Source organism: Pseudomonas paralactis, from assembly GCF_001439735.1.
Lineage (GTDB): Bacteria > Pseudomonadota > Gammaproteobacteria > Pseudomonadales > Pseudomonadaceae > Aquipseudomonas > Aquipseudomonas paralactis.
The window spans coordinates 1-24,898 of sequence record NZ_JYLN01000012.1; the positions used below are offsets into that span (position 1 = coordinate 1).

Sequence of the window (24,898 nt, forward strand, 5' to 3'; positions counted from 1 at the left end):
AAACCACGCTGGCAGGAATTCGACAGGGATTTGGGGGGGTAAACCGGCAGGGATGCCGGTTTAGCCGCCCCGCGCCATGGATGGCGCGTGGCGGCGGCCCCCCAAATCACTGGCGGATTACGGGCACACCGAGCCCAGGCGAGGTGCCGAGTGGTGGGGCAAGAGCGTTTTGCTTACTTTTGTCTGGGCCGGTATTCCGGCTTTTCAAAAGTGAGCCGCCGTCAGGGCGGAACCCTAAGTGGCCGTTACCGCAGCAATGGATATGTACGCAATCCAACTGTGTCGACTGTCAGGCCGCCTTCGCGAGCAAGCCCGCTCCCACAGTTGGATGGTGGGTATCAGGTAGAGAAGTGTCGGCTGGTAGGCCGCCATCGCAGGCAAGCCAGCTCCCACAATTGGATTGTGGGGTGTCAGGTAGAAAAGTGTCGGCTGGCAGGCCGTCTTCGCGAGCAAGCCAGCTCCCACAATTGGATTGTGGGGTGTCAGGTAGAAAAGTGTCGGCTGGTAGGCCGCCATCGCAGGCAAGCCAGCTCCCACAATTGGATTGTGGGGTGTCAGGTAGAAAAGTGTCGGCTGGCAGGCCGTCTTCGCGAGCAAGCCAGCTCCCACCTTTTAGTCCGTGTGTGTCAGCGGGATTCGCCGAGTAGCAAACTCTGCTCGCGTGCACACAACTCCACCACATAATCCCACAACACCCGCAACCGCACCGACTTGTGCAGCTCGCGACGCGAGCTGATCCAGTAGCTGCGCTGGATACTCTCCGCCGGCAGCAACGTCACCAAATCCTGATCACCCGCCGCCATAAAGCATGGCAACACGGCAATGCCCAACCCCGAACGCGCCGCCTGGTGCTGGGCGATCACGCTGGTGCTGTGGAACACCACCTTGGGGTTGCGACAGAAGCTGTGAAGGAACTTCAGTTCCTGGCTGAACAGCAGGTCGTCGACGTAATCGATCCAGGCGTGGCCGGCGAGGTCTTCGCGTTTTTCGATCGGCGGGTGGCGCGCAAGATAAGCGCGGCTGGCATACAGCGCCAGGCGGTAATCGGTGAGTTTGCGTGTCACCAGTTGGTCGACGCTGGGGCGTTCCAGGTGGATGCTGATCTCCGCTTCGCGATTGAGAATGCTGACAAAACGCGGCACCGCCACCAGTTCCACTTCCAACCCAGGGTAACGCTCGAACAGCCCCCCCATGCGACCGGCGAGGAACATCACGCCCAGGCCTTCGGCCACCCCCAAACGGATCTTGCCCAAGGGCGCGGCTGAGTGGGTGAGTTCGTCTTCGGCCAGCAGCGCGACGTTCTCCATGGCTTCAGCATGTTTGAGCAGCGCCTCGCCTGAGGGCGTCAGTTCATAGCCTTGAGCGTGTTGCACGAACAATGCAGTGCCGAGGCTTTTCTCGATGGCCTCGATATGCCGGGCCACGGTGGCATGCGTGGTTTTCAAGCGTTGCGCAGCGGTGAGCAGGCGGCCACTGCGCTGCAACTCGAGAAAAAACCGCAGGTCATTCCAGTCGAACATATCGCCTCCATTGCCTCGGCCCGGACCGCGCTGTTTAAAAACGCACAGCAGCTGGGTAAAAACTAACATTTTTAAGACGAAAACTAACAACTAGGATGGGGCCAATAAGAAAAACAAGCGAGCCCCAGATGACCATCGCAACTGCTGAATACGATTACATCGTGGTCGGCGCCGGCCCCGCCGGTTGCCTGCTGGCCAATCGGTTGTCCGCCAACCCGGCCCACCGCGTCCTGCTGCTGGAAGCCGGTGGCCGCGACAATTACCCCTGGATCCATATCCCCGTCGGCTACCTGTTTTGCATCGGTAACCCGCGCACCGACTGGTGCTTCAAAACCGAGGCGCAGGCCGGCCTGCAAGGTCGCGCCCTGAGTTACCCACGGGGCAAAGTGCTCGGCGGCTGCTCGTCCATCAACGGCATGATCTACATGCGCGGCCAGGCCCAGGACTATGACGGCTGGGCGGCGCAGGGTAACCCGGGCTGGGCCTGGAACGATGTGCTGCCGTTGTTCAAACAAAGCGAAAACCACTTCGCCGGCGGCTCACAATTCCATAGCGACGGTGGCGAGTGGCGGGTCGAGCAGCAGCGCCTGTCGTGGCCGATCCTCGATGCGTTTCGTGAGGCGGCAGCCCAGAGCGGCATCGCCAACATCAATGATTTCAACCAGGGCGATAACGAGGGTTGCGGCTACTTCCAGGTCAACCAGAAGGCCGGCGTGCGCTGGAATGCGGCAAAGGCGTTTCTCAAGCCGATCCGCCAGCGCCCCAACCTGACCGTGTTGACCGAGGTGGAGGTCGACCGCGTGCTACTGGAAAACGGCCGCGCTTCCCAGGTTGTCGGACGTCAACACGGCCAGCAGCTCAACTGGAACGCGCGCAAGGAGATCATTTTGTGCGCCGGCGCCGTGGGCTCGCCGGGCATTCTGCAGCGGTCCGGGATCGGCCCCGCCAACGTGCTCAAGCCGTTGGGCATTGATGTGGTGCATGAACTGCCAGGCGTAGGCGGCAACCTGCAGGATCACCTGCAACTGCGCCTGATCTACAAACTGGAAAACGCTCGCACCCTCAACCAGATCGCCGGCACGCTATGGGGCAAAATGGGCATGGGCCTGCGCTACCTGTACGACCGCAGCGGCCCGCTGTCGATGGCGCCGAGCCAATTAGGCGCATTTGCCCGATCCGGCCCGGAACAGACCTCGGCCAACCTTGAATACCATGTACAGCCGCTGTCCCTGGAGCGTTTTGGCGAACCGTTGCACGGCTTCCCGGCTTTTACTGCATCGGTCTGCGACCTGCGCCCGCAAAGCCGCGGACGCGTGGATATTCGCTCGGCCAACCCGGCAGATGCCCCGCTGATACAACCCAACTATCTCAGCCACCCCGAGGACTTGCGTGTGGCCGCCGACGCCATCCGCCTGACCCGGCGCATCGTCGCCGCGCCCGCCTTGAGCCAGTTCAAACCCGTGGAATACCTGCCCGGCCAAGACCTGCAAACTGAAGAACAACTGCACGAGGCCGCCGCACGGATCGGCACCACGATTTTCCATCCGGTGGGCACCTGCCGCATGGGCGATGACAAAGACGCCGTGGTCGACAGCCAACTGCGCGTACACGGCATCCCCGGCCTGCGCATTGCCGATGCGTCGATCATGCCGCGCATCACCTCCGGTAATACCTGCTCACCCACGCTGATGATCGCGGAGAAGGCCGCGCAGCTAATCCTGTCACCCAACACTGCAGGAGCGAGCTTGCTCGCGAAAAACCCACCAGCACCGCGCACCACAGGGCACCCCGCGTAATCATTAACGCACTATGAAGTTGAAAAACACCGGCGCCGAGATTGGCGCCGACAGTGGAACAACAATAAATAATCACTGTGAGGGACACCCAATGTCAGAACATGCTCAACCCCTGGGCTCGGCGGCCAGTGCAAGCACTGCCAACGAATCAAGAAAAGTCATCTTCGCCTCCTCCCTTGGGACGGTGTTCGAGTGGTATGACTTTTTCCTCTACGGCGCGCTGGCGGCGGTGATCAGCAAGCAGTTCTTTGCCGGGGTCAACGACACCACGGCGTTTATCTTTGCCCTGATGGCCTTCGCCGCAGGCTTTGTAGTGCGGCCATTCGGTGCGCTGGTGTTCGGCCGCCTGGGCGACATGATCGGGCGCAAGTACACCTTCCTCGTCACCATCATCTTGATGGGCGTGGCGACCTTCTGCGTCGGGCTGCTGCCGACCTACGCCAGCATCGGCATCGCCGCACCGATCATCCTGATCGTGCTGCGCATGTTGCAGGGCCTGGCCCTGGGCGGCGAGTACGGCGGCGCGGCCACCTATGTGGCCGAACATGCGCCGCCAGGCAAGCGCGGGCTGCATACCAGCTGGATTCAATCCACCGCCACCCTCGGCCTGCTGCTGTCGCTGCTGGTGGTGCTGGCCTGCCGTTACTTCACCGGCGATCAGTTCGAAGTGTGGGGCTGGCGCATTCCGTTCCTGTTTTCCATCGTGCTGCTGGGCATCTCGACCTGGATCCGCATGAGCCTGCATGAGTCGCCGTCTTTCCTGAAAATGAAAGAGGAAGGCAAGGCCTGCAAGGCGCCGATCCGTGAGTCGTTCGGTCAATGGGAAAACCTCAAGGTCGTACTGATCGCCCTGTTCAGCATCAACGGCGGGCAGGCCGTGACCTTTTACGCGGCGCAGTTCTATGTGCTGTTCTTCCTCACCCAGTTCCTGCGCATGGACCCGGCACTGGCCAATATGCTGCTGATCATCAGCGTGGTGATTGGCGCGCCGTTCTTTATCCTGTTTGGCTGGCTGTCGGACAAGGTCGGGCGCAAGCCGGTGCTGATGCTCGGCCTGCTGCTGGCGACCGCGCTGTACTTCCCGATCTTCAAGGGCCTGGCCCACTACACCAACCCGGCGATGGACCAGGCCAGCCAGCAGGCGCCGATCACCGTGATGGCCGACCCGGCCACCTGCACCTTTCAGTTCGACCCGGTGGGCAAGGCGCGTTTTGACAGCCCATGCGACAAGGTCAAGACCTTCCTGGTCAAGCAGGGCCTGCCCTACAGCAGCGCCGCCGCCCCGGCAGGCAGCCCGGTGCAGGTGAGCGTAGGCGATGTGCGCATCGACGGCTTTGATGAAGCGGCACTGCGTGGCGCCGTGACCCTGGCCGGCTACCCGTCTTCGGCGGACGTGGCACAGGTCAACAAGGTCATGGTGGTGGTGCTGATCGTTGTGCTGATCCTGATCGCGGCCATGTGCTACGGGCCATTGGCGGCGTTGATGGTGGAGCTGTTTCCGACGCGTATTCGCTACACCTCGATGTCCCTGCCCTACCATATCGGCAACGGCTGGTTCGGCGGCTTCCTGCCGACCGTATCGTTCGCCCTGGTGGTGTACACCGGCGATATCTTCTATGGCTTGTGGTACCCGGTGGTGGTGACCGGGGTGAGCCTGATCGTAGGGTTGTTCTGCCTTAAAGAAACCCGACATGTGGACATCGACAACAACTGATACCTCTTCCCTGTAGGAGCGAGCTTGCTCGCGAAGAACCTGAGAGCGACGCGGGGCAACAGGTTCCCCGCGTTATCGTTAACGATGTTCGCGAGCAAGCTCGCTCCTACAGTGGGCTGGCACACACAAATTGCTGTACATCCATACAGATAATGGTTGCTCAAATCCTTCTGACTAAGCATCCTGCAAGGCATCAACCCGATCTGATGTGATGACCATGCGGCTGTACCTCTGTGAAAAACCCTCCCAGGCCAAGGATATCGCGGCCGTGCTCGGCGCCAGCCGCCGCGGCGACGGCTGCTGGGTGGGCAACGGGGTTACCGTCACCTGGTGCATCGGCCACCTGCTGGAAACCGCCCCGCCCGACGCCTACGACGCCAAATACAAACGCTGGGTGCTGGCCGATCTGCCGATCGTCCCGCAAAAATGGAAGATGCTGGTCAAGCCCAAGACCGCCAGCCAATACAAGGCCGTCAAGCGCTTGCTGGGGGAAGCCCATGAATTGGTGATCGCCACCGACGCCGACCGTGAGGGCGAAATGATTGCCCGTGAACTGGTGGAGCATTGCCGCTATCGCGGGCCGATCCAGCGGCTGTGGCTATCGGCACTCGACGATGCCTCCATTCGCAAGGCTCTTGCGGCACTCAAACCGGGCGCCGAAACCTTCAGCCTGTACCACTCCGCCCTGGGCCGTTCCCGCGCCGACTGGCTGATCGGCATGAACATGAGCCGTCTGTTTACCTTGCTGGGGCGCCAATCCGGTTATCAGGGCGTATTGCCGGTAGGCCGTGTGCAAACCCCGACCCTGCGCCTGGTGGTAGACCGTGATCGCAGCATCGCCGACTTCGTGCCGGTGGCGTACTGGGCCATTGATGTCGACTTGCGTCACGAAGGCATGACCTTCACCGCCCAGTGGCGCGCCAACGAAGATGCCTGCGATGACCAGGGCCGTTGCCTCAACCCGCAACTGGCGCGGGACGCGGCCAACGCCATGGGCAACGCGAACACCGCGCGGCTGGTTAAACTGCGTACCGAACGCATGCGCGAGGTAGCCCCCCTGCCCTTCGACCTCGGCACATTGCAGGAAATCTGTTCGAAAAAGCTAGGCCTGGGCGCCCAGGAAACTCTGGATATTGCCCAATCCCTTTATGAAACCCACAAGGCCATCACCTACCCGCGCAGCGATTGCGGCTACCTGCCGCTGAGCCAGCACAGTGAGGCGCCGAAGATCCTCGCGGCGCTGGGCCGTGCAGATGCGGCGGTCAACGAACTGATGCCGCACATTGACCCCCAACGCCGCTCGCCGGCCTGGAACGATGCCAAAGTCAGTGCCCACCACGGCATCATCCCCACCGGGGCCGGCAAGGATGTCAGCCAACTGACCGGCAAACACCGTGCGGTGTACACCCTGATACGTGCGCGCTACCTGGCGCAGTTCCTGCCCAACCATGAATACGACCGCACCCAGGCGGATTTCGACTGTGCCGGGCAGGCGTTGCGTGCGGTGGGCAAAGTCATCATCGAAGCGGGCTGGAAACGCGCATTGCCTGAAGCACTGGCGCCCAGCAAAGGCCGAGAAGCCCCCGCCCCCCAGGCCTTGCCGACGCTGGTACAGGGCCGGGACTATGCCGTGGCCAAGGTCAACCTAAAGGACCTGTGGACCCAACCGCCCAAACCCTTTACCGAGGGCGACCTGATCAAGGCGATGAAAAACGTCGCCAAACTGGTGCAAGACCCGCTGCTCAAGCAGAAGCTCAAGGACACCACCGGCATCGGCACCGAGGCCACTCGCGCCGGGATCATCCAGGGCTTGCTGGACCGCGGTTACCTGGTGAAAAACGGCAAGGCCCTGTCTGCAACCCCGGCGGCGTTCAGCCTGATCGACGCGGTACCCCGCGCCATTGCCGACCCCGGCACCACCGCTATCTGGGAACAAGCGCTGGACATGGTGCAAAGCGGCGAAATGAGCCTGGAAGAATTCGTCGCCAAGCAAGCGGCGTGGATGAGCAAGCAAGTGGCGCGCTGTAACGGTATGCGCATGACCATCACCGGCCCCGCCAGCCCTGCCGGTCGAGGCGCCACGCCCTGGAAGAAGAAACGCAAGAGCGCTCCACGCAAGGCTGCGGCCAGTCCAAAGCGCACAAAGAAACCGACAACGGCGGGCTGGAACGCGTAAAAATCCGGCAAATGACGTTTTTCGACAGGTTTAACGCCGCTTTGGGTCTTGCCCTGCCGCAGGCCGTCTAGGATTCTTTAGGGGACCCTGACTACCTAAGAACAACACCGGAGTGGCCGCCATGAAAACCGTCGCACAATTGCTCAAAGCCAAGGATCAGAAAAACCAGGACGTCCACACCATTCAATGGGACCACACGGTGTTCGAAGCGCTGGTGCGGATGTCGGAGAAAAACGTCGGAGCCTTGCCAGTCGTCAAGGAAGGTGTGGTCGTAGGGATCATCAGCGAGCGTGATTACGCACGTAAACTCATTCTCAAAGGCCTGTCGTCGGTGACCACTCGGGTCGACGATGTTATGAGCTCTCCCGTCATCACCGTCGACACCCATAAACGTGTCGAAGAATGCATGAACATCATGACCGACAGTCACCTGCGCCACCTGCCGGTGGTCGAAGACGGCAAACTGTTGGGCCTGCTGTCCATCGGCGACTTGGTGAAGGAAGCCATCGCCGAACAGGCTGATCTGATCAAACAGCTGGAGCAATACATCCGCGGCGAATAGGAGAGACCATGCTCGACACGCTGGAACATCAGGCGGACCACCTCGAAATCCTGCACCGGGCTATGGCTGAACGACGCTTTTTAGTCTTGACCGGCGCAGGCATCAGCACCTCGTCGGGCATCCCGGATTACCGCGACAGTGAAGGTGTACGCCGGGGCAAAGCACCGATGATGTACCAGGAATTTCTTGCCACCCCCGATGCGCGACGCCGTTACTGGGCACGGGCGATGCTGGGTTGGCCGCGTGTGCGCATTGCGCAGCCGAGCAAGGCTCACCTGGCACTGGCGACACTGCAACACCGTGGCCATATCAGCGGGCTGATCACGCAGAACGTCGACACCCTGCATGACCAGGCCGGCAGCCATGACGTGATCGAGTTGCACGGCAGCTTGCATCGGGTGCTGTGCCTGGATTGCCAACTGCGCAGCGAGCGCGATGTGATCCAGCGGCAGATGGAAGTCGATAACCCGCATATGGCGCAAGTCCATGCTGTGCAGGCACCGGATGGCGACACCTTGCTCGATCCTGCGTTTGAACAGCGCTTCCAGGTGCCCCGCTGCCCCCATTGCAATGGCGAGCGGCTCAAACCTGACGTGGTGTTCTTTGGCGAGAACGTCGCACCGGCGACGGCGCTTAAAGCCATGACTGCGGTAGACCATGCTGACGGCCTGCTGGTAGTGGGTTCGTCGCTGATGGCCTATTCGGCGTTCCGCTTGTGCAAAGCCATGGTCGAACAGGGTAAGCCGGTGATTGCGATCAACCTGGGCAAGACTCGGGGGGATGAGCTGCTGCAGGTTAAAATCCAGGCATCCTGCGAGCAGCTACTGCCATTGTTAGTCGACCGGCTCCACCCTCTGTAGGAGCGAGCTTGCTCGCGAAAATCGTCAACGATGACTCGGAACACCTGACACCCTTGCGGTGCGCTCAGGTTTTTCGCGAGCAAGCTCGCTCCTGCAGGGCGGGTTAAACGCCCGACCTGCACCGCCAAAAAATGACGCCCAAGTCACGTTTTCTCGCATTCCCCCGTCCCCACAACAAATTATGTAGTGCTAAAAAATAATCACTACATAATCGTTGACGTAACCTTTTTGTCCTTGCATGATCTAGACGTCTCCCGGATCGGGAGCGTTGGTAACAAGCGTTTTGAACAGGCTCGTCTGACCGCCGAGCTGTTTTTCCGGATGTGCACTGCCCACAAGGCAGATTGATGAAGCTGACCAGTCCCGAAAGGGTCCGGTACAAGGAGCTAAAACGCTGCTTGTCTTCGTTATGAAAGCGTTGCGTAGCAGTTCATCAGCAAGACTACATGCATCAGGTTCAAGACCCTGCCCGTATTCGGCAGACCGTGACTGACGCCCGGTTTTCGGAACCGGAGACAACTAAGCAGTTTTAACGAATCAATTGATAGATCGCCAACTGGTCAAGGGGCTTACACATGAATCTGAACAACCAACCAACTATCGATGAATTGGCTGAGATGTTCGCAGCGCAGAAAGACACACTCGACGACCATATCCTGTGGATTGGCAAATCGGGCGAAGTGCAAATTGACTGCCTGGCGCCCCATACCGAAGAAGCCGAGTTCGACCGCAATAACCGTGAACTGGCGGCGCGCCTGAAGATGTACCGTCGTGGCCAGGGTTATGTCGGCAAGAAGGCTGCAGCTGATCGCAACTTTATCGAGCAGGTGTTCGATACACTCAACAATGCCTGGGCATCTTTCAAAGACAGCTCGCAAGTTAAAGTGATCGACCGTTACTACTAAGTATTACTCCATCAATGCGGAAGCTGGCTTGCCAGTTTCCGCATTTTTTATAGCGTTAGAACGTTGGAAACCTGCCCTTCCCCGCCTCATCGCGAAAAATATCGAACAACACTTGCGCCGCCGCCGACAACTCATGCCCCGGTTTGGTCAGCACCCCAATCGGGCGCTCGATCACCGGGCCGGTCAAAGTAATGCAACGGGCACCCGCCTCCTCCATCTGCCGAGCGCATAACGCGGGCACGGCGCTGACGCCCAGCCCGCTGGCGACCATCTTGCCGACAGTCGCCAGTTGATGGCTCTCCAACGCTACCGGTAGTTTCATCTGCAAGGCGCCGAGGTGTTCTTCCAGCATCACCCGCACCGTAGAGGGCCGTTGCAACGTAATAAACGGCTGCTCCAGCAAGGTTTTCCAATCAATTTCGGCACGCTGAGCCAACGACGAATCCCCTGGCACCACGGCGATAAAGCGGTCCAGGTACAACGGCGTAAACGCCAACGACGACCCTTCGGACGGCTCGAACGCCACGCCCAACTCCACCTGACGGTCGCGCACCATCTCCAGCACCTGTTCGTTGATCAAGTCATGCACTGTCACATTCACCTGAGGGTAACGCGCGCGAAATATCTTCAGGATCGGCGGCAACAGGTTACCGGCAAACGACGGCATGGCCGCCACCGTCACGCGCCCACGTTGCAGGGTAAAACGCTGACGCAGTTCGTCCTCGGCGTTGTCCCAGTCGGCAATCAACCGTCGCGCCAGAGGCAACAGCGATTCGCCTTCAGGGGTCAGCGCGACGTTACGGGTATTGCGGCTGAACAGGCGCCCGCCCAAGCCCTCTTCCAAGCCTTTGATGGTCAAGCTTAATGCCGACTGGGAAAGGTGCAGGCGCTCACAGGCAGCCGCAAAACTCAGGCTTTGCGCAACGGCGAGAAAGGCACGCATCTGTTTGACGGTCATAAGGCAGCTCCAGACAGCGGTTGGACTATGCTGTTTTCTAAATCAATCAACCTTAAAAAACAACTTAACAAATCAATCCACTGGCGCAACACTCAACTCACTGGCTGGACCACACACAATAAAAGAGGTGCATATGGCAGGTTTCGATAAACGCGTGGCGTCCTATGAAGAAGCGCTGGCAGGCCTGGAAGACGGCATGACCGTACTCTCCGGCGGTTTTGGCCTGTGCGGCATTCCGGAAAACCTCATTGCCGAGATCAAGCGCAAAGGCACCCGTGACCTGACGGTGGTTTCCAACAACTGCGGCGTCGATGGCTTCGGCCTGGGTGTGTTGCTTGAAGAAAAACAGATCAGCAAGGTGATCGCCTCCTACGTGGGTGAAAACGCCTTGTTCGAGAAGCAACTGCTCAGTGGCGAAATCGAAGTAGTCCTCACCCCCCAGGGCACCCTGGCAGAAAAAATGCGCGCAGGCGGGGCCGGCATTCCGGCCTTCTTCACCGCTACCGGCGTCGGCACTCCGGTTGCCGAAGGCAAGGAGACCCGCGAATTCAATGGCCGCCCGTATTTGATGGAAGAATCGATCACCGGCGATTTCGCCATCGTCAAAGGCTGGAAAGCCGACCACTTCGGCAACGTCATCTACCGCCACACCGCCCAGAACTTCAACCCACTGGCCGCCACCGCAGGCAAGATCACCGTGGTCGAAGTCGAGGAAATCGTCGAACCGGGCGAACTGGACCCGGCGCAGATCCACACCCCTGGCATCTACGTCGACCGGATCATCTGCGGCACCTTTGAGAAGCGCATCGAACAGCGCACCGTCCGCAAGTAATCCACGTCCAGAACAATAAGAGGAAACAACCATGGCTCTTACCCGCGAACAAATGGCTCAACGCGTCGCCCGCGAAATGCAGGACGGTTACTACGTGAACCTGGGCATCGGCATTCCGACCCTGGTGGCCAACTACATCCCCAACGGCATGGAAGTGATGCTGCAATCGGAAAACGGCCTGCTCGGCATGGGCCCGTTTCCGACTGAAGACACCATTGATGCCGACATGATCAACGCCGGCAAGCAGACCGTCACCGCACGCATCGGCGCCTCGATCTTCTCCTCCGCCGAGTCGTTCGCGATGATTCGCGGTGGGCATGTCGACCTCACCGTACTGGGCGCATTCGAAGTGGACGTGCAAGGCAACATCGCTTCGTGGATGATCCCCGGCAAGCTGGTCAAGGGCATGGGCGGCGCCATGGACCTGGTGGCCGGTGCGGAAAACATCATCGTGATCATGACCCATGCGTCCAAGGACGGTGAGTCCAAGTTGCTCAGCCACTGCAGCCTGCCGCTGACCGGCGCCAACTGCATCAAGCGTGTACTGACGGACCTGGCGTACCTGGAAATCGAAAATGGCGCTTTTGTCCTCAAGGAACGCGCACCTGGCGTCAGTGTTGAAGAGATTGTGAGCAAGACCGCCGGTAAACTGATCGTCCCGGACCACGTTCCAGAAATGCACTTCCAGTGAGGACAGATTCCATGCAAGACGTCGTGATTGTTGCTGCCACCCGCACCGCCGTGGGCAGCTTCCAAGGTTCGCTGGCGAACATTCCGGCCCCGGAACTGGGTGCCGCCGTGATCCGTCGCCTGCTGGAGCAGACCGGCCTGGACCCGGCCCAGGTCGATGAAGTGATCCTCGGCCAGGTGCTCACTGCAGGCAGCGGCCAGAACCCGGCGCGCCAGGCTTCGATCCTCGCCGGCCTGCCCCACGCGGTGCCCAGCCTGACCCTGAACAAGGTCTGCGGCTCGGGCCTCAAGGCTTTGCATCTGGGCGCACAGGCCATCCGTTGCGGCGACGCCGAGGTGATCATCGCCGGTGGCATGGAAAACATGAGTCTGGCCCCCTACGTATTACCCGCCGCGCGCACCGGTTTGCGCATGGGCCACGCGAAGATGATCGACAGCATGATCACCGATGGCCTGTGGGACGCGTTCAACGACTACCACATGGGCATCACCGCCGAGAACCTGGTGGACAAATACGGCATCAGCCGTGAAGCCCAGGATGCGTTCGCCGCAGCCTCCCAGCAAAAAGCCGCCGCAGCCATTGAAGCCGGGCGTTTTGCCGATGAGATCACCCCAATCCTGATTCCTCAGCGCAAAGGCGACCCGGTGGCTTTCGCGGTGGACGAACAACCCCGCGCCGGTACCACCGCCGATTCCCTGGCCAAGCTCAAGCCTGCGTTCAAGAAAGATGGCAGCGTCACCGCCGGCAACGCCTCCAGCCTGAACGACGGCGCTGCGGCCGTGCTACTGATGAGCGCCGACAAAGCCAAGGCTCTCGGCCTGCCCGTACTGGCGCGTATCGCCAGCTACGCCAACGCGGGCGTCGACCCGGCCATCATGGGCATCGGCCCGGTCTCGGCCACCCGCCGCTGCCTGGACAAGGCCGGCTGGCAACTGGCTGACCTGGACCTGATCGAGGCTAACGAAGCTTTCGCTGCGCAATCTTTGGCAGTGGGCAAAGAGCTGGAATGGGACGCGGACAAAGTCAACGTCAACGGCGGTGCGATCGCCATCGGCCACCCGATTGGCGCCTCAGGCTGCCGCGTGCTGGTGACTCTGCTGCATGAAATGATCAAGCGCGACGCCAAGAAAGGTTTGGCGACGCTGTGCATCGGCGGCGGCCAAGGCGTCGCCCTGGCGCTCGAACGCAACTGAATCGAATCGCTATTGTGGCGAGGGAGCTTGCTCCCGTTGGGCTGCGTAGCAGCCCCATGCCAATAAGAGCAACACAGAAAAGGCCCGGCTCCACGAAAAGCCAGGCCTTTTCTTTTATCGATACCCCTGAATGAACTCGGTCAAAATGTGGGAGCTGGCTTGCCTGCGATAGCGGTCTATCAGTCAGATCATTGCTAACTGACACACCGCTATCGCAGGCAAGCCAGCTCCCACATTTGATCTCACTGCCTGTCAGCGTGCGGCACCGCGAACACCGCGCTCGCCCGCAGCACCACACGCTCCTGCACCTGCACCTGCAAACTCAGCGTGGCAAACGCCATCAGCCGGACAAATCCCGGGCAATGCTTTGCGTTAATGGGCCAGACCCGCTTTAATCTCGGCCAATTTCTTCTGCACATTTCAAGGAAACGCCATGCGCCACCTGGACGGCAACTCCCACCCGCTTCGCGCGCCGCTGTTGATCTTGCTCGCCGGCCTGGCCTTGGCCGGTTGTTCCCCCAAGGACCACTCTCGCGCCACGGTCATCAATGGCGAGCAAGGCAAGGCCGGGGCGCAACTGGCCTATGAGCATGAACTGACCCTGGCCCTGCCCGGTGCCCTGCTCGCGCCGCGTATGCAGGCCACCCGTGAGGCGTGTGAAACCGCACGCCTGGGTGCCTGCAATATTCTGGGTATTACCGAAGACGGCGAGGGTGGCCAGATTATCCTGCGGATTGCACCCACGGGTGTGGAACCCATGGTCGCCCTCGCGGCTGAAGGCGGCAAACTCGGCCAGCGCATCACGACCGCTGAAGACCTGGCCGATGCGGTCGCCGATGTGCGCCGCCGCCAGGAGCGCCTGCAAGCCCAGCAGCAACGCCTCGACGAACTGGCCAAGCGCAAGGACATCACCGTCAGCGACCTGATCGTCCTGAGCAAAGAGCAAGCCGGCATTGAAAACGAGCTGCAGGAATTGGCCCAGGTTGCCGCCGGCCAGCAACGCCGCCTCGACACCAACCGCGTGACCTTGAACTTCCGTTCCTCCGACGGCGCCAACCAGGTGTCAAGGTTCACCCGGATGTTCAGCAACCTGGCAGACAACCTGGTGAACGGCACCGCAGACGCCCTGGAACGTGCCAGCTATGTGCTGCCCTTCGTGATCCTGGCGTTCCCGGTGGTGTGGTTGTGGGTGGGCTTGTGGCGCCGGTTCGTCAAGCGTCGCGGTTGATCAGCGCTTCATGCAGCGCTGGTAACGCTCATCCACGCGCTTGGCAAACCAGGCCGTGGTCAGGTTGCGGGTGATCTTCGGGCTCTTGAGCACAATACCCGGCAGGATCGCCCGTGGCAGCGGCTTGCCGGCCGCCTGGTCGGCCAGGCTGAAAACGCGCTTGTACAAGGTGGTGTCCTCGAAATCCAACTGCTCGCCCTGCTCCAGTTGACTGCGGATGCTCGGGTTGCGCATATCCAACTTCGCCCCCAGTGAACGCACCGCCAACTCGGTGGTGCCGGGCAGCAATGAGCCATAGCGGATCAAATCCCCATCCAGCGCCAGCTCTTTGCCTGAAACACGACTGACTGCAGCCTGAAACGCAGCATTGCGGCTGGCGTACCAACCGGCATTGAAGTCGGCAAAGCGGTACAGCGGCTGGTCATAGCTCACCGGGTAGCCGAGCAAATGGGCGATACCAAAGTACATGCCACCGCGACGGGTGAACACTTCGCGGCGAATCGTACCGTCGACCGTGTAGGGATAACCGCGTGCCTGCTTCTGCGCAAAGTCGATACTGACCTGCATCGGGCCTGCGGTGTGCACCGGGTTGAAGCCGCCGAACAAGGTATTGCCCAGGGGCACCATGCTGATGAAGTCGTCGAAGATCGCGCTCAAGTCCTTCTCCGTGCGTGCGGCAGTCAGGCGGTCGGCGTAGGTTTTGCCGGTGGGCGAACGCAATTGCAGGGCACTGCGTACCACGAAGGCCGGCACATGCACCTTGCCGGCGCGGCGCAGGATTTCGTCCTGAGCGATCTTGCCCATGCCGGGCACGGGTGGGTCGACCTGATAGGTAGACTCCTGCTCGGTCACCGCCAGCACGGCGCAGATGTTTTCGGTGCTGGGGTAGATCTTCTGGGTGTCGAAGGCGGTGTAGATGTCCTGAGCCCAACCATTGCGGTCCGAAACCTTGGCGGGCAACAGGCGCACGATCTGCGCCTTCACCTCGGCCTCACTGCGTTCGGGCTGCTGCGGGCCACGGGAGGTGGAGCAACCGGCCAGTACCAGCAAAGGCATGAGGCAAAAGAGCAGACGACTTGGATACATGAGGCTTCCTTGGTTAACGACGGGCCGGGCAGTGCAGATATCGACAGGTAAGTCTAACCGGGGTTCGTCGGTGAACCGAAGCGGATGCCTGCCCCTAGCTGAAACATCCGACATAACTGCCGGATAAGCTCTACTCCCCTGCCCTGCGAACCGCTGCAAAGTCCCTCGCCTGATCATTGAGTGCGAGGGACCGCCGATGTACTGCTCCGTTAATGCTTTGCCCCCAGGGACAGCCACTTGAACCCGGCCATTGGCAGGCTCGCCCTGACACCAATGGACGTGAAAACGGTCGACGTTGAAGGCGTCTTCCGTGATTTTCGCGATTGCCTGAACACCTTTGACGATTGGGCTGAAAGCTTCTGGAGCTTCTCGGCGCTGGCGCTTGAGCAGGTGTTCAAGGTCGGCGACGAGGTAGCGCTCGTTGCCCCGATCAATCGCTCCCTGTTTCCCGGCAGCACCGTCGCCACTTGCCAGGCCAACGGTACGTTGACCCTGGTGCATATGTTCCAGAGCACGCGGTTCGTGCCGATCGGCAACACGGCGGTGCTGTTGCAACGCGTTGATCCAAACGGCGGCCCGTTGGGCGAGCCCATCCACAAGACCATCGGCCCGAGCGGCATCCTTGAGATCACCGAGTGTGATCGCAACCAGCAATATCGGGTGAGCTTTTACCCCAACGTTTCCCGCGAACACGTCAAGGCGCTGTATGCGTCCTACCAGTCGGTGATCGCAGGGTTGGAAGGTCGGCTGCGCAACGAATGGACCGGCACCTTCGAGGCCCAGTGGAAAAACTACACAGACATCAGCCCGCTTGACCGGCGCCGACTGCTGGAAACGGCGTTTCTCAGCGGAATGGGCAAGGCGCTTTACGACCTCTGGGACAACGTCACACAGCTGTATGAGCTGCTCGCGAACCTCAAGCCCAACAGCGACAAGCTGCTGCAGTACCTCTCACACACTGAACTCGACGAGCTGCTGGCACTGGGTAATGACTCCATCGCCAAGGGGTTGTTAGTGCTCAGCGATGAGCCGCTGCTGTTCATCCATGTGTCGGCGCTGGTCAGTTGGATGCGCATGTTGCCGCCGCCGCAGATGACTGAACTGTGGGGAGAAATCACCGGTGAGGTGCTGATCAACCTGCTGCTGATTTATGCCTTGGGGGCGATGGGTATCGCGGTGCGGTTGGGGTCTCGGGTACTCAGTGGCGTCAAGTCCGGGCAAGCACGGGCGTTGCTGGAATTGCTGGCCAAGCAAGTCTCGGGGCCTCGGTTGGACACGCATGTTGAGGCCGCCAAACCTGTGTTGCTCAATAGCGCAGCGGTGCCGGTCAAGGCCGTGCCGGTGGTGCCGTTGAAAGCGGGCGAAACGCTGGTTTCGAACCCGGTGCCGGTGGTGCGCAGCAAGACCCAGCGCACCACGTTGGTCCGGCAGGAATCGGTGGATGATGCGCCTGCCGTGGCGTCGAATCCGAAGGGGGATGCGGCAGCGCCAGCGGACAAGACGGTCACGCATGGCTGCCCGGTGTCGATGGTCACCGGCGAGGAATTGCTGACCCTCACCGACGGCGCACTGGACGGGGTTTTGCCGTTTGCGTGGACCCGGCTTTATCGCACCAGTGCGGTGGAGCTGGATTGCGGGTTGGGGTTTGGCTGGAGTCATGGGCTGGCCCACCGGCTTGCGGTGTCGGGCGATTCGGTGGTGTGGACCGATCATGAGAATCGCTCGACTACCCTGCCCTTGCCGACTTCTGCTCGACCCGCGATTACCAACAGCCTGGCGGAAGCGGCGATCTACCTGGGCTCGGCGCCTGATGAGCTGGTGCTGGCCCAGGCGTCGCGGTTTTATCACTTTCGTAACGGTGTGTTGGTTTCCATCAGCGATGCGTATGACAACCGTCTACGCATTTGCCGTGATCGTTCTGGGCGGATTGAGCGGCTGGATAACGGTGCTGGTCGTTCGCTACTGCTGCGCTATGAGCTGGACCGCATCGTCGCGGTGGACTACCAGGTGCATCGCGCCGAAGGGCGTGCACCTTACGTCTGGGAAACCGAGCAGAACATCGTTTCCTACGCCTATGACGAAGCTGGACGACTGGTGTGTGCGACCAATGCCGTCGGTGAAAGCGAGCGTTATCGGTACGACGATCAGCACGTCATTGTTGAGCGGCAGTTAGCCGGTGGGGCGAGTTTCTTCTGGGAGTGGGAAGGCGCTGGCAAGGCGGCGCGTTGCGTGCGGCATTGGGCGAGTTTTTCGCAGATGGACACGCGCTATGCCTGGGGCGATGACGGCCACGTCACCGTGCATAACGTCGATGGCAGCCAGGAAGTGTATGTCCATGACGACCGCGCGCGCTTGGTGCAGCGCATCGATCCGGACGGCGCGCAGCATTTCAAATCCTACGATGCCAAGGGCCGGCTGACCGTCGAGCAAGACCCCATGGGCGCGGTGACGGCCTATCAGTACGACGACGCCGGACGCTTGGTGACGTTGTTTCCGGGGGATGATGAGCCGACGTCCTACGAACATGACAACGGTTTTGTTCGGGTTGTCAGGCGTGGGGAGGCGGTCTGGAAATACGAGCGTAATGAGCAAGGCGATGTCATCCGCAAAACTGATCCGGATGGTCATTCGACTGACTACAGCTACAACAAACACGGGCAACTGACCGGGGTTTGGTACCCGGATCACAGCTGCCATCGGCTGGTGTGGAATGAGCGTGGGCAGTTGCTGGAGGAGCAATTGCCCAATGGCGGCATCCAGCGTTATCGCTATGACGATATGGGGCGGCAAGTTGCCCGCGAGGGTGAGCACGGCGCGCAGACCATTTATGAATGGGACAGCGTCGGTAGGCTGATTCGCATCGTCTTGCCAGGCGGCGCCACTCGGGAATTCAGCTACAACCCCTACGGCAAAATCATCGCCGAACGCGATGAACTCGGCCACGTCACCCGCTACGAATACGCCGACGGCCTGCACCTGATCAGCCGCCGCATCAACGCCGACGGCACCCAGGTCAAATACCGTTACGACAACGCCCGGCTGCTGCTGACAGAAATCGAAAACGAAGTCGGCGAAACCTACCAACTCGACTATCACCCCAACGGCCTGATCCAACAGGAAACCGGCTTCGACGGCCAACGCACCGCTTACGCCTACGACCTCAACGGCAACCTGCTGGAGAAGACCGAATACGGCGACGATAACAGTCAGCTAATCACCCGCTACGAGCGCGACCACGCCGGGCGTCTCGTACGAAAAACCCTGCCCGATGACAGCGTTATTGCTTATGCCTACGACCGCCAAGGCAATCTCCTGAGCGTCGATGACGGCCACTGGGCATTGGCCTACGAGTACAACCGCCAAAACCGCCTCACCGCCGAACACCAGGGCTGGGGGACCCTGCGCTACGGCTACGACGCCTGCGGCCAGCTTCAACACCTGCGCCTGCCGGACAACAACCGTCTCACCTTCAACCGCGACAAGGGCGGCCACCTCGCCACCGTCGAACTCAACGGTGACGTGCTCACCTCACATCTATTCAAGAGCGGTCGCGAACACCAGCGCCAACAAGGTCAACTGCTCAGCCACTACCACTACGACGACCAGAACCGCCTGCACGCTCACGCAGTAACCCAACAGCAAAACCATCTTTACCAACGCCAATACGACTACGACAAAAGCGGCACCCTCAACCGCCTGCTCGACACCCGCAAAGGCGAACACCTTTACCGCTACGACCCACTGAATCGCCTGACCCGCGCCGATCATTCCCAGGACGTGCAGGAACGCTTCGCCCACGACCCGGCGGGCAACCTGCTGATGCAAGACCGCCCCGGCCCGGACATCGTCGCCGGCAACCGCCTGATGATCCAGGGCGACCGCCATTACGACTACGACGCCTTCGGCAACCTCATCCGCGAACGGCGCGGCAAGGGCCAGCAACTCGTCACGGAATATCGCTACGACTGCCAGCATCGGTTGATCAGCGTCATCATGCCCAACGGCGAAACCGCCCGTTATCGGTATGACCCGTTTGGGCGGCGTGTCAGCAAGACCGTGGATGGCAAGACCACGGAGTTTTTCTGGCAAGGCGACAAGCTAATTGCCGAACACCATGCGGACTGTCATCGCAGTTACCTCTACGAACCCAACAGCTTCCGCCCACTGGCACTGTTGGAAGGTTTCGGCCCAGAAGAAACCCAGCCCTACCACTACCAGTTGGACCACCTCGGCACGCCGCAAGAACTGACCGACACCGAAGGCGAAATCGTCTGGTCCGCCCACTACCGTGCCTACGGCCAGATCGCCCGGCTCGACGTAGGCAAAATTGATAATCCGCTGCGCTTTCAGGGTCAATATTTCGATCGGGAAAGCGGGCTGCACTACAACCGCCATCGCTACTACAATCCGGATATTGGTCGCTACCTGACACCGGACCCAGTGAAGTTGGCGGGTGGGATCAATGGGTACCGGTATGTGCCCAATCCGACGGGGTGGGTAGATCCACTGGGGTTGACTACCTGCCCAAGTGGAGACGCCTGTAGGTCAAAAGCTGAAGTAGCAAATCCCCCGAAAACGGTAACTGTTAATAAGGGCGAGCCTAGCCCGCCAACCAATACTAGCAACGAGTACCTTTATCGCGGTGATGACAAAACACCTGACCAGATTTTTAAAAATGGATTCAAAAGCAAGGGCGACAGCAACGATCTATACTTGCACGCGCTCGACAGCAATAACCCACCCAGCAATTTCATAAGCACATCTCCCTCTAAGCTAGTCGGAATCGATTTCGCCACTCAATATGGGACCCGAAAAGGCTTCCTCTATACCTTGAAAAAAATCCCTGGTCGGGACGTGAACAAAGAACTAGGAAAACTAGCACCTTTTGACAATGAGGCAGAAATCGCAATACAGGGTAAAATCAAAACAGGAGACATCTTGGGTGCAACACCGATGAAGCGAGATGGAACCTACGTAGGATATTCGATCCCGAACCCAAACAGGAACATAAAATGAGAACAAAAAAAATCAAAGCCATAATAAACAACGCCGAGAGATATGTTACGTTCAAATATGACTCTCGCCACACAAAACTAAAATTCTCAGAGGCAGAAAACTTTGCAAAAGTCTATATAGCTGAAGATATTTATAACTGCCTTATCGATGTCAGAAAAGACTTCCCCCACATCCAGTTCCTTTGCAAAGGTGCCAAAATAAATGTACGCCCCTCTAGCATGGCCTCACAAATGAGCGGTGGTTTGGTTGCATATGAATTAACTCTTGGAAAGCGCCCGACACGAGAAGATCTAGTTCATATATTTGATCATGAAGAACATAATCTTACTAATGATCCACAAGAACAATACCAATTCTACAAGGAGTGGCTAACTTCAATAGGTGCGAGCCAAGCTGAACCTCCCTCCCCCAGCAAAGCAACGACTGATGATTTAAAATGATGCTCAAAATATGTAGGCTATTCAACTACCCGCCTGAACGAGAAACAAATGAAAACTCAAAAAATAAAGACCCTAATCAATAACGAAGAAAGAGAAATAACGGTAAGATACAACGCCGTAAAACTTATAATGAGATTTTCAGAGGATAATTTCATTAAGATTTACGAAGGGAAGGACCTTTACGTTTGCCTAGCAAAAATTAGAACCGATTTTTCGCATATCACATTCTTATGCAAAGGTGCAAAAACAAATGTTAAGCCGTCCAGAATGACATCTCAAATGAGCGCAGGCCTTGTCGCATACGAAATGACTTTAGGAAAACAAGCCACCGACGAGGACCTAGTCCAGATATTCGATTACGAAGAGAAAAATCTAACAAACAACCCTCAAGAACAAATCGATTTTTTTAAGAAATGGTTGGCTTCATTGGGCGCAGTAGATTATGAAAAGTTCGGATAGGTTTTGTCTGAACAAGTACAACAGGACACTCCACTCGTTATTCCGGCGACTTATGCATTACCCACGTAGTTCTGAAGCTACATCGTAGCCCGACCTAGCCCAAACCGACTCACCACAAATATTTTCTCGATAGAACACTCGATATTGTTTGAGCGCCTAACTCATTATGAAATCGGAGCAGCAGATAACCCCCCCCACACAGTTCTCACCTTTATTATTACGACACAAGGGGACAACCTTATTTTAAACTCGCAATAACTCACATCATTACATCAACCCTACCCCCACAATATAAAAATGAAAAAATTAGAAATATCCATAATTAAAAACTCCAACCAAGAAAAAGCGATACTCGAATGTGACGCGAGAACCGCAACCCTTTCGATCATATTCGCTGACGGAGTAAGAAAAACCTATATCGAAGTAGATATTTATATAGGATTTGGTTTATTGAGAAGAGAGTTCAGCGACATTCGATTTCTGTGCAAGGGCTCCAAGATAAATGTATATCCTTCGGCCATGGCATCAAATATGTCTAGTGGGGTCGTAGCGTACGAAACTCAAATAGGTGACCCGCACGCAAAGCTCGTCCGCATATTCGATTATGAAGAGAACGAACTCACAAACGACATCAACGAACAATTTGCTTATCGAAAAAAATGGGCCGAATCACTGCTGATATAATTCGCCCCCCTGTGATAAGCCTGCTCACCACAGGGGAGAAAAGATGCCTTTAGATCCCCGCCAACGCCAAATCCATCGCAAAGTAGGTAAAGATCAAATCCGCCCCCGCCCGCTTGATCGATCCCAACGTCTCGCGCACCACCCGGTCTTCATCAATCGCTCCGGCCTGTGCGCCGAACTTGATCATCGCGTACTCACCGCTCACCTGGTAGGCCGCGACCGGTAGGCGTGAGGCCTCACGGATGTCGCGGATGATGTCGAGGTAGGCACCGGCTGGCTTGACCATCAGCGCATCAGCGCCTTCCTGTTCGTCCAGCAGCGATTCGCGCACGGCTTCGCGGCGGTTCATCGGGTTCATCTGGTAGCTTTTGCGGTCGCCCTTGAGGGCGCTGCCGCCCGCTTCGCGGAACGGGCCGTAGAGGGCCGAAGCGAATTTGGTCGAGTAAGCCATGATCGGAATGTGGGTGAAACCGGCGTCGTCGAGGGCACGGCGGATGGCCTGGACCTGGCCGTCCATCGCGGCTGACGGGGCGATCACGTCGGCGCCGGCGCGGGCAGCGGCCACGGCTTGTTTGCCGAGGTTGACCAGGGTTGCATCGTTGTCGACATGGGCACCGTGCATCACGCCGCAGTGGCCGTGGTCGGTGTATTCGCAGAAGCAGGTGTCGGACATCACGATCATTTCCGGCACCGCGTCCTTGATGATCGAGGACATACGCGAAACCAGGCCGCGCTCTTTCCAGGTATCGCTGCCGCTGGCGTCGAGGTGGTGAGACACGCCGAAGGTCATCACCGACTTGATGCCGGCACGGGCGTAACGTTCAATCTCGCCGGCCAGTTTCTTCTCCGGGATGCGCAGCACGCCCGGCATACTGGTAATCGGCACGAAATCGTCAATTTCTTCTTCAACGAAGATCGGCAACACCAGGTCGTTAAGAGTGAATTCGCTTTCCTGGAACAAGCCACGCAGCTCCGGGGAGCGGCGCAGGCGACGTGGGCGGGCTTGGGGGAACTGACTGGTCATGGCTTTCCTGAAAAATGGCTGAAATCTTTGGGGCCAAAGCTTATGCCCCCAAGTCCCGGCAACACAAACGCCAAGGGGCCAATAGTGTATTGCCGGGCGCGTAACAATTTATTGATCTAGAGCTGTAGACGCCCCTGAATACGCAGCGCCACGGCACCGCCGACCCAGATCTCATCGCCCTCACGTTCGATGTGAATACGCCCCGCGCGCCCTATCGCCGTGCCCTGGCTGACCACATAACGGCTGGGCGCCAGCCCCTCGGCGAGCAGCCATTGGGCCACACCGGCGTTCAAACTGCCGGTGGCCGGGTCTTCCGGGGCGCCGTCGCCAGCGATAAAGGCGCGCACTTCAAACTGCGCGTCTACCGCGTCACGCAGCGGATCACAGGGGGCGATCACCCCCACGGCCAGGCCCAGCAGTTGCGAATAGTCCGGTTGCAACGCGAGCACCGCGTCACGATCAGCCAGCATCACCGCCAGCCAACCCGCACCATTGTCGACCCACTGACTGCGCACAATCGCCTCGGGCGCCAGCCCCAATGCCAGGCGCACGCGCTCCAGCAATGGCGCCTCCACCGCTCCCGCACGCAGCAACGGCGGCGCGATAAACGCCAGTTGCTCACCCTGGCGGCGAATGCGCACCAGACCGATTTCGCACTCCTGGATGATCTCCTCGCCTCGGGGCACACCACCGGCCTGCAGCCAGGCGTGGCAACTGCCCAAGGTCGGGTGGCCGGCAAACGGCAGTTCCGTGAGGGTGGTGAAAATGCGTACGCGGTAGTCGGCTCGTGGATCCCTGGGTGTCAGCAAAAACGTGGTCTCGCTGAGATTGGTCCAATTGGCAAAGTCCGCCATCTGCTGCTCGGTCAAGCTGTCGGCGCCGAGCACCACGGCCAGCGGATTGCCCTTGAGCGGTACGCGGCTGAATACATCCAGTTGCTGGAAATCGAAAGTCGGCATGTTTCAGCTCGGAATGTTCAGGCCACGAATCACCGCCGGGCGTGCGACAAAGCCGTCCAATGCGCGCAGTACATTAGGGAAATCGGCAATGCCCACCAGGTCGCCGGATTCGTAGAAGCCGATCAGGTTGCGAATCCAGGGGAAGGTGGCGATGTCGGCAATGCTGTAGTCATCGCCCATGATCCAGGTGCGGCCCAGCAGACGCTTCTCCAGAACACCGAGCAAGCGTCGGGCTTCGGCGGCGTAGCGGTCACGCGGGCGCTTGTCTTCGTAAGCCTTGCCGGCGAACTTGTTGAAGAATCCCACCTGGCCGAACATCGGGCCGATGCCGGCCATCTGGAACATCAGCCATTGCAGGGTTTCATAGCGGGTGGCCGGGTCTTCGGGCAGCAACTGGCTGGTCTTTTCCGCCAGGTAGATCAGGATCGCACCGGACTCGAACAGCGCCAGCGGCTGCCCGCTCGGGCCGTTGGGATCAATAATGGCGGGAATTTTGTTGTTGGGGTTCAGGGACATGAACTCTGGGGACAACTGGTCCTGGGTGTCGAAACTGACCTTGTGCGCCTCATAGGGCAGGCCCAGTTCTTCAAGCATGATCGACACCTTGACGCCGTTGGGCGTGGGCAACGAATACAACTGCAAGCGTTCCGGGTGCTGGGCGGGCCATTTGCTGTTGATCGGGAAAGCGGCGAGTGCGTTCATCGAGAACCCCCTGGACGGAAAGTCCCCATGATAGTCATCTACCCGTTGTCGTGCATGGGTCATCGTTGCGCAACATTTTCCGGCTAGTATCCC

The 24,898-nt window shown here is 59.2% G+C and carries 20 protein-coding genes; 14 read left to right on the plus strand and 6 right to left on the minus strand.

Annotated elements, in window-relative coordinates; translation table 11 throughout:
• Nucleotides 1-626: 626 nt before the first annotated feature.
• Nucleotides 627-1,520, minus strand: a complete 894-nt coding sequence (locus TX23_RS23745) for a LysR family transcriptional regulator (RefSeq protein ID WP_057704299.1) — start codon at nucleotides 1,518-1,520, stop codon at nucleotides 627-629.
• Nucleotides 1,521-1,648: 128 nt separating this feature from the next.
• On the opposite strand from TX23_RS23745, the gene TX23_RS23750 reads away from it, so the two are divergent.
• From TX23_RS23750 to TX23_RS23775, 6 genes are all read left to right on the plus strand, one after another.
• Complete coding sequence (locus tag TX23_RS23750) at nucleotides 1,649-3,316, plus strand: GMC family oxidoreductase (RefSeq protein ID WP_057704300.1); 1,668 nt, start codon at nucleotides 1,649-1,651, stop codon at nucleotides 3,314-3,316.
• 91 nt (nucleotides 3,317-3,407) lie between these two features.
• Nucleotides 3,408-5,030 (plus strand): MFS transporter, encoded by a 1,623-nt coding sequence (locus TX23_RS23755; protein ID WP_057704301.1) that lies wholly within the window; start codon nucleotides 3,408-3,410, stop codon nucleotides 5,028-5,030.
• A 217-nt stretch (nucleotides 5,031-5,247) separates the two neighbouring features.
• Nucleotides 5,248-7,206, plus strand: coding sequence for a DNA topoisomerase III (locus tag TX23_RS23760; protein WP_057704378.1), 1,959 nt, complete (start codon nucleotides 5,248-5,250; stop codon nucleotides 7,204-7,206).
• A 121-nt stretch (nucleotides 7,207-7,327) separates the two neighbouring features.
• Nucleotides 7,328-7,768, plus strand: a complete 441-nt coding sequence (locus TX23_RS23765; RefSeq protein ID WP_057704302.1) for a CBS domain-containing protein — start codon at nucleotides 7,328-7,330, stop codon at nucleotides 7,766-7,768.
• Nucleotides 7,769-7,776: 8 nt separating this feature from the next.
• The gene (locus TX23_RS23770; protein ID WP_057704303.1) at nucleotides 7,777-8,628 is read left to right on the plus strand and encodes an NAD-dependent protein deacetylase; all 852 of its coding nucleotides are present in this window, start codon (nucleotides 7,777-7,779) and stop codon (nucleotides 8,626-8,628) included.
• 575 nt (nucleotides 8,629-9,203) lie between these two features.
• Entirely contained in the window at nucleotides 9,204-9,533 is a 330-nt protein-coding gene (locus tag TX23_RS23775) for a hypothetical protein (RefSeq protein WP_003190335.1), read from the plus strand.
• Between the two features lie 55 nt (nucleotides 9,534-9,588).
• Here TX23_RS23775 and TX23_RS23780 read toward each other — a convergent pair whose 3' ends face one another.
• Complete coding sequence (locus tag TX23_RS23780) at nucleotides 9,589-10,491, minus strand: LysR family transcriptional regulator (protein ID WP_057704304.1); 903 nt, start codon at nucleotides 10,489-10,491, stop codon at nucleotides 9,589-9,591.
• A 133-nt stretch (nucleotides 10,492-10,624) separates the two neighbouring features.
• Between TX23_RS23780 and TX23_RS23785 the strand changes: the two genes are divergently transcribed.
• The 4 genes from TX23_RS23785 (at nucleotide 10,625) to TX23_RS23800 (ending at nucleotide 14,435) form a co-directional block, all read left to right on the plus strand.
• A complete protein-coding gene (locus TX23_RS23785; protein WP_010211319.1) occupies nucleotides 10,625-11,323 on the plus strand; it encodes a CoA transferase subunit A in 699 nt (232 codons plus the stop codon).
• Nucleotides 11,324-11,354: 31 nt separating this feature from the next.
• Nucleotides 11,355-12,014 (plus strand): CoA transferase subunit B, encoded by a 660-nt coding sequence (locus TX23_RS23790; RefSeq protein WP_057704305.1) that lies wholly within the window; start codon nucleotides 11,355-11,357, stop codon nucleotides 12,012-12,014.
• An 11-nt stretch (nucleotides 12,015-12,025) separates the two neighbouring features.
• Nucleotides 12,026-13,207: an acetyl-CoA C-acetyltransferase gene (locus tag TX23_RS23795; protein WP_057704306.1), complete on the plus strand. Its 1,182-nt coding sequence runs from the start codon at nucleotides 12,026-12,028 to the stop codon at nucleotides 13,205-13,207.
• Nucleotides 13,208-13,640: 433 nt separating this feature from the next.
• Nucleotides 13,641-14,435: a DUF4349 domain-containing protein gene (locus TX23_RS23800; protein WP_057704307.1), complete on the plus strand. Its 795-nt coding sequence runs from the start codon at nucleotides 13,641-13,643 to the stop codon at nucleotides 14,433-14,435.
• Here TX23_RS23800 and TX23_RS23805 read toward each other — a convergent pair whose 3' ends face one another.
• On the minus strand, nucleotides 14,436-15,521 hold the full coding sequence (locus tag TX23_RS23805) for a DUF1615 domain-containing protein (RefSeq protein WP_057704308.1): 1,086 nt from the start codon (nucleotides 15,519-15,521) through the stop codon (nucleotides 14,436-14,438).
• 273 nt (nucleotides 15,522-15,794) lie between these two features.
• Here TX23_RS23805 and TX23_RS23810 point away from each other — a divergent pair, with 273 nt between their 5' ends.
• From TX23_RS23810 to TX23_RS23825, 4 genes are all read left to right on the plus strand, one after another.
• Nucleotides 15,795-20,537, plus strand: coding sequence for an RHS repeat-associated core domain-containing protein (locus TX23_RS23810; protein ID WP_057704309.1), 4,743 nt, complete (start codon nucleotides 15,795-15,797; stop codon nucleotides 20,535-20,537).
• Nucleotides 20,534-20,977 carry a hypothetical protein gene (locus tag TX23_RS23815; protein WP_057704310.1) on the plus strand — a complete coding sequence of 148 codons (444 nt, stop codon included), beginning with the start codon at nucleotides 20,534-20,536 and terminating at the stop codon, nucleotides 20,975-20,977. The genes TX23_RS23810 and TX23_RS23815 overlap by 4 nt, the downstream gene beginning before the upstream one ends.
• A 48-nt stretch (nucleotides 20,978-21,025) precedes the next feature.
• On the plus strand, nucleotides 21,026-21,436 hold the full coding sequence (locus TX23_RS23820) for a hypothetical protein (protein ID WP_057704311.1): 411 nt from the start codon (nucleotides 21,026-21,028) through the stop codon (nucleotides 21,434-21,436).
• Nucleotides 21,437-21,733: 297 nt separating this feature from the next.
• Nucleotides 21,734-22,120, plus strand: a complete 387-nt coding sequence (locus TX23_RS23825) for a hypothetical protein (protein ID WP_057704312.1) — start codon at nucleotides 21,734-21,736, stop codon at nucleotides 22,118-22,120.
• A 49-nt stretch (nucleotides 22,121-22,169) separates the two neighbouring features.
• Here TX23_RS23825 and hemB read toward each other — a convergent pair whose 3' ends face one another.
• The 3 genes from hemB to TX23_RS23840 form a co-directional block, all read right to left on the minus strand.
• A complete protein-coding gene (hemB, locus tag TX23_RS23830; protein ID WP_016977356.1) occupies nucleotides 22,170-23,144 on the minus strand; it encodes a porphobilinogen synthase in 975 nt (324 codons plus the stop codon).
• Between the two features lie 116 nt (nucleotides 23,145-23,260).
• Nucleotides 23,261-24,103 (minus strand): PhzF family phenazine biosynthesis protein, encoded by an 843-nt coding sequence (locus TX23_RS23835; RefSeq protein ID WP_057704313.1) that lies wholly within the window; start codon nucleotides 24,101-24,103, stop codon nucleotides 23,261-23,263.
• A gap of 3 nt (nucleotides 24,104-24,106) precedes the next feature.
• Nucleotides 24,107-24,805 (minus strand): glutathione S-transferase N-terminal domain-containing protein, encoded by a 699-nt coding sequence (locus tag TX23_RS23840; protein ID WP_057704314.1) that lies wholly within the window; start codon nucleotides 24,803-24,805, stop codon nucleotides 24,107-24,109.
• Between the last annotated feature and the right edge of the window lie 93 nt (nucleotides 24,806-24,898).

Coding starts and splice junctions, on each gene's coding strand:
- TX23_RS23745 (WP_057704299.1), bottom strand. CDS start 1,520: ATGTTCGACTGGAATGACCTGCGGTTTTTTCTCGAGTTGCAGCGCAGT.
- TX23_RS23750 (WP_057704300.1), top strand. CDS start 1,649: ATGACCATCGCAACTGCTGAATACGATTACATCGTGGTCGGCGCCGGC.
- TX23_RS23755 (WP_057704301.1), top strand. CDS start 3,408: ATGTCAGAACATGCTCAACCCCTGGGCTCGGCGGCCAGTGCAAGCACT.
- TX23_RS23760 (WP_057704378.1), top strand. CDS start 5,248: ATGCGGCTGTACCTCTGTGAAAAACCCTCCCAGGCCAAGGATATCGCG.
- TX23_RS23765 (WP_057704302.1), top strand. CDS start 7,328: ATGAAAACCGTCGCACAATTGCTCAAAGCCAAGGATCAGAAAAACCAG.
- TX23_RS23770 (WP_057704303.1), top strand. CDS start 7,777: ATGCTCGACACGCTGGAACATCAGGCGGACCACCTCGAAATCCTGCAC.
- TX23_RS23775 (WP_003190335.1), top strand. CDS start 9,204: ATGAATCTGAACAACCAACCAACTATCGATGAATTGGCTGAGATGTTC.
- TX23_RS23780 (WP_057704304.1), bottom strand. CDS start 10,491: ATGACCGTCAAACAGATGCGTGCCTTTCTCGCCGTTGCGCAAAGCCTG.
- TX23_RS23785 (WP_010211319.1), top strand. CDS start 10,625: ATGGCAGGTTTCGATAAACGCGTGGCGTCCTATGAAGAAGCGCTGGCA.
- TX23_RS23790 (WP_057704305.1), top strand. CDS start 11,355: ATGGCTCTTACCCGCGAACAAATGGCTCAACGCGTCGCCCGCGAAATG.
- TX23_RS23795 (WP_057704306.1), top strand. CDS start 12,026: ATGCAAGACGTCGTGATTGTTGCTGCCACCCGCACCGCCGTGGGCAGC.
- TX23_RS23800 (WP_057704307.1), top strand. CDS start 13,641: ATGCGCCACCTGGACGGCAACTCCCACCCGCTTCGCGCGCCGCTGTTG.
- TX23_RS23805 (WP_057704308.1), bottom strand. CDS start 15,521: ATGTATCCAAGTCGTCTGCTCTTTTGCCTCATGCCTTTGCTGGTACTG.
- TX23_RS23810 (WP_057704309.1), top strand. CDS start 15,795: ATGGACGTGAAAACGGTCGACGTTGAAGGCGTCTTCCGTGATTTTCGC.
- TX23_RS23815 (WP_057704310.1), top strand. CDS start 20,534: ATGAGAACAAAAAAAATCAAAGCCATAATAAACAACGCCGAGAGATAT.
- TX23_RS23820 (WP_057704311.1), top strand. CDS start 21,026: ATGAAAACTCAAAAAATAAAGACCCTAATCAATAACGAAGAAAGAGAA.
- TX23_RS23825 (WP_057704312.1), top strand. CDS start 21,734: ATGAAAAAATTAGAAATATCCATAATTAAAAACTCCAACCAAGAAAAA.
- hemB (WP_016977356.1), bottom strand. CDS start 23,144: ATGACCAGTCAGTTCCCCCAAGCCCGCCCACGTCGCCTGCGCCGCTCC.
- TX23_RS23835 (WP_057704313.1), bottom strand. CDS start 24,103: ATGCCGACTTTCGATTTCCAGCAACTGGATGTATTCAGCCGCGTACCG.
- TX23_RS23840 (WP_057704314.1), bottom strand. CDS start 24,805: ATGAACGCACTCGCCGCTTTCCCGATCAACAGCAAATGGCCCGCCCAG.